16 protein-coding genes are annotated in these 11,988 nt (G+C 70.4%); 13 read left to right on the top strand and 3 right to left on the bottom strand.

Annotated features, from left to right (window positions below; translation table 11 throughout):
- Window positions 1-18 precede the first annotated feature (18 nt).
- Window positions 19-1,380, top strand: coding sequence for a DUF2252 domain-containing protein (locus ACZ6DT_RS05520; protein WP_465589128.1), 1,362 nt, complete (start codon window positions 19-21; stop codon window positions 1,378-1,380).
- A 192-nt stretch (window positions 1,381-1,572) separates the two neighbouring features.
- Window positions 1,573-2,181 (top strand): phosphatase PAP2 family protein, encoded by a 609-nt coding sequence (locus ACZ6DT_RS05515; protein WP_465589125.1) that lies wholly within the window; start codon window positions 1,573-1,575, stop codon window positions 2,179-2,181.
- Here ACZ6DT_RS05515 and zapE read toward each other — a convergent pair.
- The gene (gene zapE, locus ACZ6DT_RS05510; RefSeq protein ID WP_465589122.1) at window positions 2,135-3,169 is read right to left on the bottom strand and encodes a cell division protein ZapE; all 1,035 of its coding nucleotides are present in this window, start codon (window positions 3,167-3,169) and stop codon (window positions 2,135-2,137) included. The genes ACZ6DT_RS05515 and zapE overlap by 47 nt on opposite strands.
- Before the next feature lie 98 nt (window positions 3,170-3,267).
- Between zapE and ACZ6DT_RS05505 the strand changes: the two genes are divergently transcribed.
- From ACZ6DT_RS05505 to ACZ6DT_RS05460, 10 genes are all read left to right on the top strand, one after another.
- Window positions 3,268-4,023, top strand: a complete 756-nt coding sequence (locus tag ACZ6DT_RS05505) for a pyrimidine reductase family protein (RefSeq protein WP_465589120.1) — start codon at window positions 3,268-3,270, stop codon at window positions 4,021-4,023.
- Window positions 4,020-4,577, top strand: a complete 558-nt coding sequence (locus ACZ6DT_RS05500; protein ID WP_465589117.1) for an RNA polymerase sigma factor — start codon at window positions 4,020-4,022, stop codon at window positions 4,575-4,577. The genes ACZ6DT_RS05505 and ACZ6DT_RS05500 overlap by 4 nt, the downstream gene beginning before the upstream one ends.
- A complete protein-coding gene (locus ACZ6DT_RS05495; protein ID WP_465589115.1) occupies window positions 4,577-5,002 on the top strand; it encodes a hypothetical protein in 426 nt (141 codons plus the stop codon). Before ACZ6DT_RS05500 ends, ACZ6DT_RS05495 begins: the two co-directional genes overlap by 1 nt.
- Before the next feature lie 185 nt (window positions 5,003-5,187).
- A complete protein-coding gene (locus tag ACZ6DT_RS05490; RefSeq protein WP_465589112.1) occupies window positions 5,188-5,637 on the top strand; it encodes an Asp23/Gls24 family envelope stress response protein in 450 nt (149 codons plus the stop codon).
- Complete coding sequence (locus ACZ6DT_RS05485) at window positions 5,637-5,813, top strand: hypothetical protein (RefSeq protein WP_465589110.1); 177 nt, start codon at window positions 5,637-5,639, stop codon at window positions 5,811-5,813. Before ACZ6DT_RS05490 ends, ACZ6DT_RS05485 begins: the two co-directional genes overlap by 1 nt.
- A complete protein-coding gene (locus ACZ6DT_RS05480) occupies window positions 5,810-6,166 on the top strand; it encodes an Asp23/Gls24 family envelope stress response protein (RefSeq protein WP_465589107.1) in 357 nt (118 codons plus the stop codon). The genes ACZ6DT_RS05485 and ACZ6DT_RS05480 overlap by 4 nt, the downstream gene beginning before the upstream one ends.
- Window positions 6,167-6,179: 13 nt before the next feature.
- The gene (locus ACZ6DT_RS05475) at window positions 6,180-6,716 is read left to right on the top strand and encodes a DUF6286 domain-containing protein (RefSeq protein WP_465589104.1); all 537 of its coding nucleotides are present in this window, start codon (window positions 6,180-6,182) and stop codon (window positions 6,714-6,716) included.
- A complete protein-coding gene (gene amaP, locus ACZ6DT_RS05470) occupies window positions 6,713-7,300 on the top strand; it encodes an alkaline shock response membrane anchor protein AmaP (protein WP_465589101.1) in 588 nt (195 codons plus the stop codon). Before ACZ6DT_RS05475 ends, amaP begins: the two co-directional genes overlap by 4 nt.
- Window positions 7,301-7,328: 28 nt before the next feature.
- On the top strand, window positions 7,329-8,408 hold the full coding sequence (locus tag ACZ6DT_RS05465) for an ATP-dependent DNA ligase (RefSeq protein ID WP_465589098.1): 1,080 nt from the start codon (window positions 7,329-7,331) through the stop codon (window positions 8,406-8,408).
- A gap of 71 nt (window positions 8,409-8,479) precedes the next feature.
- Window positions 8,480-10,045 carry an alpha/beta hydrolase gene (locus ACZ6DT_RS05460; protein ID WP_465589096.1) on the top strand — a complete coding sequence of 522 codons (1,566 nt, stop codon included), beginning with the start codon at window positions 8,480-8,482 and terminating at the stop codon, window positions 10,043-10,045.
- A 220-nt stretch (window positions 10,046-10,265) separates the two neighbouring features.
- On the opposite strand, the gene ACZ6DT_RS05455 is transcribed toward ACZ6DT_RS05460, so the two are convergent.
- A complete protein-coding gene (locus ACZ6DT_RS05455; protein WP_465589093.1) occupies window positions 10,266-10,508 on the bottom strand; it encodes a DUF2630 family protein in 243 nt (80 codons plus the stop codon).
- Window positions 10,509-10,598: 90 nt separating this feature from the next.
- On the opposite strand from ACZ6DT_RS05455, the gene ACZ6DT_RS05450 reads away from it, so the two are divergent.
- Window positions 10,599-10,955, top strand: a complete 357-nt coding sequence (locus ACZ6DT_RS05450) for a thioredoxin family protein (RefSeq protein WP_020637318.1) — start codon at window positions 10,599-10,601, stop codon at window positions 10,953-10,955.
- An 86-nt stretch (window positions 10,956-11,041) separates the two neighbouring features.
- Here ACZ6DT_RS05450 and ACZ6DT_RS05445 read toward each other — a convergent pair whose 3' ends face one another.
- The gene (locus ACZ6DT_RS05445) at window positions 11,042-11,971 is read right to left on the bottom strand and encodes a proline dehydrogenase family protein (protein WP_465589090.1); all 930 of its coding nucleotides are present in this window, start codon (window positions 11,969-11,971) and stop codon (window positions 11,042-11,044) included.
- Window positions 11,972-11,988 lie beyond the last annotated feature (17 nt).

Genomic DNA, 11,988 nt, shown 5'->3' with positions numbered 1-11,988 from the left:
GCTGTACGTTGCCTGTCCATGGGAGACGAGCGGGAGTGGGTGGAGCGGCCGCTGGTCGGCACCGAGACGGTGTCGCCGGAGGGCTGGTCCGCCAGGGGCAAGGCGCTGCGGGCCGAGGCCCCGACGTCCGCGCACGATCACGCGGCGGCGGGCGAGGGCCGTCCGAGCGTGGCGGAGTTCTTCGCGCGGAGCAACGAAGGCCGTTTGCCGGAACTGGTGGAACTGCGGCGCGAGCGCATGCTCGCGTCGCCGTTCACCTTCTACCGCGGCACCGCCGGGCTGATGGCCGCGGATCTGGCGGGCTCGCCGTCGTCGGGGCTGACGGCCCAGCTCTGCGGGGACGCGCACGCCGCGAACTTCGGGCTGTACGGCACGCCCGAGGGCCAGATCGTCATGGACATCAACGACTTCGACGAATCCGTGCCGGGCCCGTGGGAATGGGACCTCAAACGGCTCGCCGCGAGCCTCGTACTGGCCGGACGCGAAAGCGGCATCGGCGAATCGGACTGCCGCGAGGCCGCCGAAGACGCGGTGAAATCGTATCGGCGCACCATCCGGGGGCTGGCGGAACTGCCGTTCCTGCGATCGTGGAACGCGCTGCCGGACGCGTCGGTGCTGAGCAAGGTCAAGGCGCACGAACTGATCGACGACTTCGAGGAAGCCGCCGAGAAAGCGCGGAAGAACACCAGTGCCAAGGTCACCGCGAAATGGACCCGGCGAATCGACGACCACGAGACCGGCCTCGAACGGCACCGGTTCGTCGAAGACCCGCCAGTGCTCACGCACGTCGACGACGCGACGGCGGAAGCGGTCGTCGCCGGGCTGGTGTCCTATGTGGACACCCTGCGCGAGTCGCGGCGGACGCTGATCTCGCGGTACCGGGTGTCCGATGTGGCCTTCCGGGTGGTCGGCACCGGCAGCGTCGGACTCCGCAGCTACGTCGCACTGCTGCACGGGAACTCGGGCGAAGACCTTGTGCTGCAAGTGAAACAGGCCAATCCGTCGGCGCTGGCGCCGTATCTCGGGCTGGCTTCGCCGGAGCACGAGGGCCGCCGGATCGTCGAGGGCGCGCGGCTCGTGCAGGCCGAGACCGACATCCTGCTCGGCTGGACCACCATCGACAGCGTGCCGTACATCGTGCGGCAGTTCCGGAACCTCAAGGGCGACATCGATCCCGCGGAACTGAAGAAAGACCACCTCGACGACTACGGCCGCCTGGCGGGCGCGCTGCTGGCGCGGGCGCACGCGCGGTCACTGCATCCGCGGATGCTGGCGGGGTACTTCGAGGACGACGAAGACCTCGACGAGGCCATCGGGGCTTACGCCGTGCGCTACGCAGACCAGACCGAAGCGGACTTCGCCGCCTTCGCCGCTCTCTGACCGCCCGCATTTCGTCCTCTGAATGCGGGGGTGACGCAAGTCCGTGAAGGCTCCCTTCCCGAGTACATGAAGGACCCCTTCCTTGCGCCTAACGCAAGGAAGGGGTCCTTCATGCACTTCAGCCCGGCACCGGGACCCGGCGCGTTCAGTCCTCTGCATGGTGACTGATCACCCGTCACGTAATCTCGCCGGATGAGCGGAAGAGCGCCGTACGGGCTGGTCGCGGTCACCTGCGCGGTGATCATGGTCGTGCTCGGGATGCTGGTCTCGGGCGAAGGTCTGTCCGGCCCCGACGAGTTCGCCGTCAAGTGGGTGGAGCGCACCTTCGGCCGCGACACCGGCCTTCTCCGGCTGCTGGTGCTGCCGACCGAGGCCTACGTCCTCATCCCGGTTTCGGTCCTCGTCGCCGTCCTCTGCCTGATCGGAGGACGACGGCTCGAAGCGGCGTTGACGATCCTGAGCCCGCTCATCGCGATCTTCGCGAACACCTGGGTACTCAAACCGCTCTTCGACCGCTGGAAGTACACCTATCTCGCTTACCCCAGCGGGCATACCGTCGCACTGGTCGCGGTGCTGACCGTGCTCATCCTGCTCGCCCGCCCCGGCGTCGCGACGGGCGTCATCGCGGTCGTGGGCTCGGTGGTCCTCGGCGGGGTCACGATCGGCATGATCGGCCTCGGCTACCACTACCTGACCGACGTCGTGGGCGGCACGTTGTTCGCCGTCGCGACCGTGTGCGCGACGTGGGTGCTGCTCACCCGGGCTGCACGGCGTCGCGCGCCAGTGCCGTCAGACGGCTGACGGCGCGCAGGTACTTCTTGCGGTAGCCACCGTTCACCATCTCCTCGGTGAACAGATCCGGCACCGGCTCGCCCGAGACCACCAGCGGGATCGCGCGGTCGTAGAGCCGGTCGGCGAAGGCGACCAGCCGCAGTCCGACGTTCTGGTCGGGAACCGGGTGGATGTCGCGCAGGTGCACCCGGGTCACGCCGTCGAGAAGCCTGCCGTAGCGCGAAGGGTGCAGCCCGCCGAGGTGTTCGCACAACGCGTCGAAATCGTCCACAGTGGACTCGGGATGCGTGGCGGCGGAGGCTTCCAGCTCCTCCGCGGTCGCGGGCGGCGGCGCGTCCGGCAGGCCGCGGTGGCGGTAGTCCGGGCCGTCGACACGGCAGACGCCGAACCGGGCGGACAGCGACTGGATCTCGCGCAGGAAGTCCGCCGCGGCGAACCGGCCCTCCCCGAGTTTGTCCGGCAGCGTGTTGGAGGTCGCCGCCACGAAGACGCCCGCCGAGATCAGCTCCTGCAGCAGCCGGGTGACGAGCATGGTGTCACCGGGGTCGTCGAGTTCGAACTCGTCGATCGCCAGGAACCGGTGTTCGGAGAGCCGCCGCACCGCCTCGGCGAAACCCAGGGCGCCGACGAGGTGGGTCAGCTCCACGAAGGTCCCGTACGCCTTGGGCGACGGAGTCTCGTGCCACGCCGAGGCGAGCAGGTGTGTCTTGCCGACGCCGAAGCCGCCGTCCAGGTAGAGCCCCATCGGCCCGGACGGCGTCTCGTCGCCGCCGCCGAACAACGCGCGCAACTTCGACTTCGGCTTCCGGTTCGAAGCCTCCGACACGCGCTTCGCGAACGCGCTACAGGTGACGACGGCCTCGGCCTGGCTCGGCTCGTCCGGATTGGGCACGTAGGTGGAGAACCGGACCGCGTCGAACCGGGGCGGTGGGACGAGCGCGGTGATCAGCTCGTCTGCGGACAGCTCCGGACGGCGATCGATCAGGCGGGCGGGCATTCGCCGAGGGTAACGGCACCGGCGTCGGCCGTTCACTCTCCCTGAACGGGCGAATCCCCCGCTCAGCGGTGCCGTCGGGCGCGTGCTGGGATGTCGGTGTGCAGCTTTTGTGGCCAACGACACCGGTCGATCCCGTCTCAGATGCCGACCTCGAGCGCCTCTACGGGTACCCCGAGGACATGACCGACCTGACCCGTCCCTGGGTCCAGGTCAACTTCGTCAGCTCCGCCGACGGTGCGGCGGCGGTCGACGAGCTGTCCGAGGGGCTTTCGCACCCCGCGGACAAACGGATCTTCCTGCTGGGGCGGCTGCTCTCCGACGTGATCCTGGTCGGCGCCGGCACGGCGCGCGCCGAGGGCTACCGCGGCGCGCGCGTCGGTCCCGAACGCGCGGCCCGCCGGATCTCGCTCGGGCTGTCCGAGGTCCCGCCGATCGCGGTGGTGACCCGTTCCGGTGAACTCGACCCCGGAGGCCCGCTGTTCACCGACACCAAGGTCCCGCCGATCGTCATCACCACCGAGAAGGCGCCGCGAGCCGCGCTGGAACGCGCGGGGGCCGAAGTGCTCGTCGCGGGGGTCGAGGACGTCGACCTCCATCGGGCACTCGACCTGCTGGACGAGCGCGGGCTGCGCCGGATCGACTGCGAGGGCGGGCCGACGCTGTTCGCCGACCTGATCGCGGCCGACCTCGTCGACCAGCTGTGCCTGACCGTCGCCCCGCTGCTGGCGGGAGCGGGCGAGAGCCGGATCGCCCACGGCCGTCCGGCCCCGGAACCGCGGCGGATGGACCTCGCGTCCGTGCTGTTCGAAGACGGCTTCACCATGCTGCGCTATCGCCGCCGGGAGAGCGGGTGAACGAGGCCGCGCCGGTCGCGGACGAGGAGCTGGTGGCCCGGGCCGCGGCCGGGGACCACGGCGCCTTCGACACCTTGGTCCGGCGGCACACGGCCAGGATGTACCGCGTGGCGCTGCGGATCACCGGCAGCACGTCGGAAGCCGAGGACGTCGTCCAGGAGGCCTGGCTCTCCGCGTGGCGCGCGCTGCCCGGGTTCCGGTACGAGTCCGCGGTGTCCACCTGGCTCTACCGCGTGACGACGAACGGCGCGCTCGGCCAGGTCCGGCGCCGGAAACCGACCGTGCCGCTCGACGAGGGCGACGCGGGTGTCGTACCTGGTCCGGAGGGTCAGGTGGTGAGCGCCGAGCAGGTCGGCACGGTGCTGCGCGCGATCGCCGAACTGGACGTCGGCCAGCGGATCCCGCTGATTCTGCGAGAATTCGAGGGGATGACCTACGACGAGGTGGCCGAGGTTCTGGAAGTCAGCGTGCCCGCTTTGCGCGCCCGCCTGCACCGCGCCAGGGTCGCGCTGCTGGCGAAACTCGGTGACAACTTCCGACCCGGGGAACGGTGATGAGCGAGGATCCGCGCGACGACCCCCGGTGGGAGCAGGTGCGCGCCGCCGCGAGCCGTCCGGTGCCGACGCCGCCAGGACTCGTCGAACGGGTGCTCCGCTCGGTCGGCGGCGTCCGCGGCAAACACACCACCGTCCCGCTCGACCTGCCTTCGGCGGGCGGCAAGACCCAGGTGTCGGAACGGGCGCTGGTGCTGATGACCAGGCGGCTCGCCGCCGAGATCGGCCATGACCTCGGCGGGGTCCACGTTTCGGCCGTCGCGCTCGAAGAAGACGTGCTGCAGGTGCTGGTCACCATCCGGTTCGGTGTCGAAGCGGCGGTCGCGGACCTCCTGCGCCGCAGGGTCGGCGCGGCACTCACCCGCCAGCTCGGCTCGGCCCCGCCCGCGATCAACGTCCACGTCGTCGACGTGCATCCCGACTGAGGGCGCGTGAGGACGGCTCGGTGCTGTCGGGCATGTCGCCAACGAAGCTTTCGCGGAACTGATTAGCCCATCCGGGGGACAACGCGTGACGGCTCGGCATGCGCGGGTGTCCTGGTCGGTGAGAGCGTAGGAACCGCCGCGCGCGCAGGTCGCGCGGCACCGCAGGCCGAGAAGGAGCGAACTTCATGGCGCAGCCGAGCGTGAGCAAGCCCGACACCCTGGTGACGGGGTCGTCCCTCAACGAGGAAGGAGCCGCCGGCAAGACCACGATCTCGTCGGTGGTGGTGCAGAAGGTGGCGGGTCTCGCCACCCGCGAGGTGACCGGGATTCACGCGCTCGGCGGCGGGGTCTCCCGGGCCTTCGGCGCGATCCGCGAGCGCATCCCCGGTTCCGGCACGGTCACCACGTCCGGCGTCTCGGTCGAGGTCGGCGAGAAGCAGGCGGCGATCGACCTCGACGTGGTCGTCGAGTACGGCGCGCGCATCGTCGACGTCGCGCGGGCGGTGCGCCGCAACGTGATCGGCCAGGTCGAGCAGATCACCGGCCTCGAGGTGATCGAGGTCAACATCTCGGTCAACGACATCCAGCTGCCCGACGAGAACGGCGGCGAGACCGAGACCTCGCGGGTCGAGTGATGAACGGGACCCAGACCGGCCTGCTCGCCGGCCTCATCCTCGGCCTCGCCGCGACCCAGGGCTTCCTCGCGTTCCTGGTGACACTGGCCGTCGGCGTCATCGGCCTCGTCCTCGGCCGCGTGCTCGACGGCGAACTCGACCTCGGCGACCTGTTCGGCCGGGGCCGCGACAAATGACCGTGCCGCCCGAACCGGAGGATCGCGGCACCCTCACCATCGCGCCCGCCGTCGTCCGCAAGATCGCGCAGCACGCCGCGGACCAGGTCGACGGGACCACCCGCGCCGAGCGGCGGATCGCCGGACTCGGGCTGGGGACACACGGCGCGAGCGCGAAGGTGAGCGGTGAGGGCAACGACGTCGACCTCGTGCTGGACGTGGCGTTGCACTATCCGGCGCCGGTGCGGCGGATCGTCGGCGATCTGCGCGCCAGGGTCGCCGAGGAGGTCGAGCGGATCACCTCTTACCAGGTCCGGGACGTCTCGGTGACGGTCTCCGCGCTCCTGCCCGACATCGCGCCTCGCGTCCGTTAGAAGGAGCACCGGTATGCGTTTGTTCGTCCGCCTGCTGTCCGCCCTGATCGGGCTGGCGCTGGCCGCCGCCGGGGTCCTGCTGGCGCTGGAGGTCGGCTGGGGCTGGTGGCGGCCGGGGCGTGGGCCGCTCTTCGTCCCGTGGGACGGCTGGCGCGACAGGCTCGCGGAACTGTCCTGGAGCGCTCCCCCGGTCCGGTACCTCGCGATCGCCGTCGTGGTCGTGGGGCTGCTGCTGATCCTGGCGGCGGCCTCGGCGGGGCGGCGCGCCATCCGGCTGACCGATCCGGCGAACGAGGTCAGCGTGACCACCTCGCCGCGTTCACTGGCGAGGCTGGTGGGCGTGACCGTGCGCGCGCAGGACAACGTCGCGGGCGCGAAGGTCACCGCCACCGCCAAGAAGATCCGTGTCCGCGCGACGAGCAGGCTGGAAACCGAAGGCGAGCTGCGGCCGCGGCTGCTGGAGACGGTCGCCGGTCTGCTCGACGACGTCCCCCTGGTGCGGCGGCCGAAGGTGTCGGTCGTCGTCGACTCCCCGAAGGACCGCCGATGACCCGTTCGGTCTCCGCCAAGGCACTCGGCCGGTCCACCGGCACGGAACGCGTCCTCACCGTCCTCATCGGACTCCTCGTGCTGCTCGGCGGGGCCGCGGTGGTCGTGGTCGGCGCGGGGTGGCTCGGCACGCACCGCGCCGAACGGCCGCTCGTCGATCCGATCGCCCTCGACTGGCTGTCCCAGCACGCGCTCGCCGCCCGGATCGGCGCCCTCGTGCTCGGCGTCCTCCTGCTGTGGCTGGGACTGTGGTGGTTCTTCCGGTCGCTGCGCCCGGAAGGCCGCCCGGACCTCGAACTCGACGACGACCTCGTGGTGACCTCCTCGGCCATCTCCGACGCCGTCCGCGCCGACGCGGAGACGGTCGACGGGGTCGGGCGGGCCAGGGTCCGCGCGGTCGGCGACAAGGAGAACCCGGCGCTGCGGATCACGCTCTGGCTGAACGAGGGCACCGACCTGAAACGGGTCTGGGAGCAGCTCGACGGCACGGTGCTGGCCCGGGCGCGAGAGTCGCTCGGGGTCGACGTCCTGCCGACCGCCGTCCGGATCGAACTCGACACGACGGCACCGCAACGGGTGCGCTGAGCGCGCCGATACGGCAAGAATGGCCGTCATGCCGCTTCCCTTGACACCGCCGGTCAAACCGATGCTCGCCAAACCGGCGAAGGCGATCCCGGATTCGGGCGGACTGCTGTTCGAGCCGAAATGGGACGGGTACCGCTGCCTGGTGTTCCGCGACGGCGACGAACTGACGCTGCAATCGCGGTCGGAGAAACCGCTCAACCGGTACTTCCCCGAGGTCGTCGAGCGGCTGAAGGCCGCGCTGCCCGAGCGGATCGTGCTGGACGGCGAACTGGTGGTCGCCCGGGACGGGAAGCTGGACTTCGACGCGCTCACCGACCGGGTCCACCCGGCCGAAAGCCGGATCAAGCTGCTGGCGGAACAGACCCCGGCGGAGTTCGTCGCGTTCGACCTGCTGGCGCTCGGCGACGAGTCCTATTTGGACGAACCCACGTCGAAGCGGCGGGAACGGCTGGAGAAGCTGGCTTCCGACGGCGTCCACCTGACCCCGGCCACTTCGGATCCGGCGATCGCGCGGCACTGGTTCGAACTGTTCGAGGGCGCGGGGCTCGACGGCGTCATCGGCAAACCGCTCGACGAGCCGTACAGCCCCGGCAAACGCGTGCTGCTGAAGTACAAGCACTCGCGCACCGCCGACTGTGTGCTCGCCGGGCTGCGCTGGCACGTCGACGGCGAACCGGGTGAGATGGTCGGCTCGTTCCTGCTCGGGCTCTACGACGAGAACGGCGTACTGCACCACCCCGGAGTCGTCGGTTCGTTCCCGGTCACCCGGCGGCGTGAACTGGCCGAGGAACTGGCGCCGCTGATCACCGACGGCGCCGATCACCCCTGGCTGGGTGACAACGTGCGGGACAAGCAGCGGATCCCCGGCGGGATCACCCGATGGAAGTCCAAGGAAGCCCCGTGGGTGCCGCTGAAGCTCGAGAAGGTGGTCGAGGTCGGCTACGAGCACACGGAAGGCGGATATCCGTCGCGGTTCCGCCACACCGCGCAGTTCAAACGCTGGCGTCCCGACCGCGAACCGGACTCCTGCACCTACGCGCAGCTCGACGAAGTCGCCCGCTACGACCTGGACGCGGTGTTCCGCGGCGAGGTGAAACGCACCCGCTAACCGGGGCCTGACACGTCACCTGCGAAGCTCGTCCACGAGCTTCGTCATGCCCGGAAAGTGAGGACCAGCCCGTGCGCCCCGCCAGCACCGTCCGCCGCAGGCCACGGCTGATCCTGATGACGACCCTGGTCACGGCCGTGCTCGCGGGCTGCACCGCCGGACCGTCGGTACGACCGGCGGTGATCGACAACGACGGCAAACCCAGCCCCGGCGGGGCGACGACGGCGCAGCAGGTGCCGTTGCCGCCGCTCACCGAACCGCGGTCGCCGTCGATCAACTGGGAGGACTGCGACGAGGCGACCCGGCAGCGGCTGGGCCAGCCGTCCGTGCCGGACACGCTGAAGTTCTCGTGCGCCAGGGTACCCACCACGCTCGACGCACCGGACCTGCCCGGCCGTGGGCTCTCGCGGCTGTCGGTGGTCAAGACCGGGGGCGGGCCGATCCCGCTCGCCGTGGTCAACGACGTCGACGGTGAGCCGGGTTCGCTGTACGCCGCGCGGCTGGCCGCGACGCTGCCGCCCGAGTTCCTGCGGAAGTTCTCCCTGATCGGCGTGGACCGGCGCGGGACCGGGACGTCCGCGCCGGTGCAGTGCATCCCGGCGGAGATCCGCACCGACCTGCTCGGCGGCGACCCGGCCGCGGGCGACCTCGAAGGCGTCGTCGACGCGGCGCGCAGGGCCGGTCAGCAGTGCGCCATCGAAATGGACGACTCGCAGGTCGCGATGGACAGCTGGCGCGCCGCCGGCGACCTCGAAGAACTCCGGAAGCAACTGGGGCTGGACAAACTGCACGCGCTGGGGCGCGGCGACGGTTCGAAGGTCCTCGCCGAGTACGCCGTGCGGTTCCCCGCGCAGGTCGGCCGCGTGATGCTCGACGGCCTGCCCGACCCCGCCCCCGACGCCGCGGCCGTGCAGGAGTCCGTCGCCGCGAGCGCGCAGGCCACGCTCGACGCGTTCGGTGCCGACTGCATCGCCAGGGGCTGCCCGATCGGTGACGCCCGTTCGGCCGTGACCGCCGTCGCGGACCGGCTCCGCTCCGCTTCCGCGACGACCACCGACGGCGCGGAGATCACGCCGGGGATCGCGCTGTACGCCGTCTACTCCGGCCTCGCGCAGCGCTCGCGCTGGGTCGAACTCGCGGAAGCGCTCAAGACCGCGCAGACCGGCGACGTCACGCCGCTGGCCGCGTTCGCCGAACCCGTACTGAAGGACTCCCGGGCGCGGCCCTCACGGCTGGACGGCACGATCGCGACCAAATGCAACGACAGCGCGACCCGGCTCTCGGCCGAAGAACTCACGCGCGCGACCACGACCCTGCGCGACAAGCACCCGCAGTTCGGTGTGTTCGCCGCGCAACAGCTGGCATGGTGCAGCCCGTGGCCCGTCCGCCGCGAACCGCTCCCGCCGGCCGGCGCACCGGGCGCCCCGCCGATCCTCGTCGCGGGCACCGCGACCGACCCGGTCACGCCGGAGCAGGGCACCGGCCGAGCGGCCGACCAGATGCCGAGCGCGGTGACGATCACGTGGCAGGGCGCCGGGCACGGCGCCCTGAGCCTCTCGCCGTGTGTCGCGGACGCGACACGGGCCTTCCTGATCGACGGGAAGGTTCCGGTCGACGGAACGCTTTGCCCGGCCTGAGCCGCTCCGGGCCTGCTTCTGGACCGTAAGACTCCAGTGAGCGCCCTCGCCTGCGCCCCAGCACGGCACCCAGCCACCTCGGGGACCGAGCGTGTTGCGAAAGCCACTTTCGCAACCCTCCGTGACCATTCCCCCCACCCCCGCGCGCCATGAACGGTCCTTTACTTGCAAATTTTGCAAGTAAAGGACCGTTCATGGCACCGGCCGGGCGCGACACCCACTACTGCCGGTAAGACTCCACCTCGGAGATCGGCCGTGCCGAGGCCTGGTCCGGGTCCTCGTCGAATTCGACACGCGCCCGCCGCTGCCGCAGCAGGTCCCAGCACTGGTCCAGCCGCTCCTCCACCTTCGCGAGCCGGGACCGGTCGTCCGAGCTCAGCCCGGTGCCGATCGCCCGCGAACGGAGTTCGTGCTCCTCGCTGACCAGCTCGTCGATCCGGCTGAGGATGTCACCGTCGGCCATCTGCGCCTCCTGCGAAACCTGGGTTGCTCCATCCGAGACGCTACGCGCAATCGCGGGAATGTGCGTACCGCCCGATTCGTTACGCCGGGCATGAGCACAGTGGAGCTGACCGCCGCCAACTTCGATCAGGTCGTGTCGGAGAACGACTTCGTGATCATCGACTTCTGGGCTGGTTGGTGCATGCCGTGCCGCCAGTTCGCGCCGACCTACGAAAAGGTGTCGGGCAATCACGACGACATCGTTTTCGCGAGCGTCGACACCGAGGCCGAGCAGCAGCTGGCCGCGGCCTTCGACGTGCGTTCGATCCCCACGCTCGCGGTGATCCGCGACAAGACGGTCATCTACGCGCAGCCGGGCGCGCTCCCGGAGAAGACGCTGGAAGACCTCATCCAGCAGGCGCGCGACATCGATATGGACAAGCTCAAGGAAGAGGCCCAAGAAGCCTGAGAAAACAAAAGAAGGGGCCCTTCCCGGCGGATTTCGCCGGGAAGGGCCCCTTTGTCTTTCAGCGGAACAGTGCCACCGGGAGCCGGTCAGCCCCGGGTGGCGAGTCCGCGCAGGAAGAACGCCAGGTTCGCCGGGCGTTCCGCCAGCCTGCGCATGAAATAGCCGTACCATTCGTCGCCGTAGGGGACGTAGACGCGCATCGTCTTGCCGTCGCCCGCGATCCGGCGCTGCTCTTCGGGACGGATCCCGTACAGCATCTGGAATTCGTGGTCGTCCGCCTTGCGGTCCGCGTCCATCGCGAGCTTCTCGGCGATCGCGATCATCCGCGGGTCGTGCGAGGCGACCATCGGGTACCCCTTGCCCTGCATGAGGATCTTCAGGCAGCGCACGTAGGACTTGTCCACTTCGGACTTGCCCTGGAACGCGACCTCCTCGGGTTCGGCGTACGCGCCCTTGCACAGCCGGACGCGCGAACCCTCGGTCGCCAGGTCACGGCAGTCCTGCTCGGTCCGCCGCAGATAGGCCTGCAGCACCGCGCCGACCCAGGGGTACTCGGTGCGCAGTTCCCGCAGGATGCCCAGCGTCGAATCGGTGGTGGTGTGGTCCTCCATGTCGAGGGTCACCGTGGCACCGACCGCTTCGGCCGCCGCGCAGATCTTGCGGGCGTTCTCCAGCGCGACCGTCTCACCGTCGGCGGGCAGGAACTGGCCGACCGCGGAGAGCTTCACCGAGACGTCCGCGCCGAACGCGAGGCCGTCGGCCGCCAGCGCGGTCAGCAGTTCCTCGTAGGCGCGGACGGTCGTCGCGGCCTGCTCGGCGTCGGTGGTGTCCTCGCCGAGGTGGTCGAGGGTGACCCGGAGGCCGTCGTCGGCCAGTTCGCGGACCACCCGGGCGGCGTCGGGCGTCTTCGCGCCGGCGACGAACCGGCTCACCACCGATCGGGTGGCGGGGACGACCTCGACCAGCTTGCGCATCCGCCGGGATCGGGCGGCGGCGAGCAACGGGGCACGCAACATCACGGACTCCTGGAGAA

The organism is Amycolatopsis sp. NPDC041971 (genome assembly GCF_055588925.1).
Note: the sequence above shows the minus strand (reverse complement) of the source record. Positions and strands in the feature narration are given on the sequence as shown.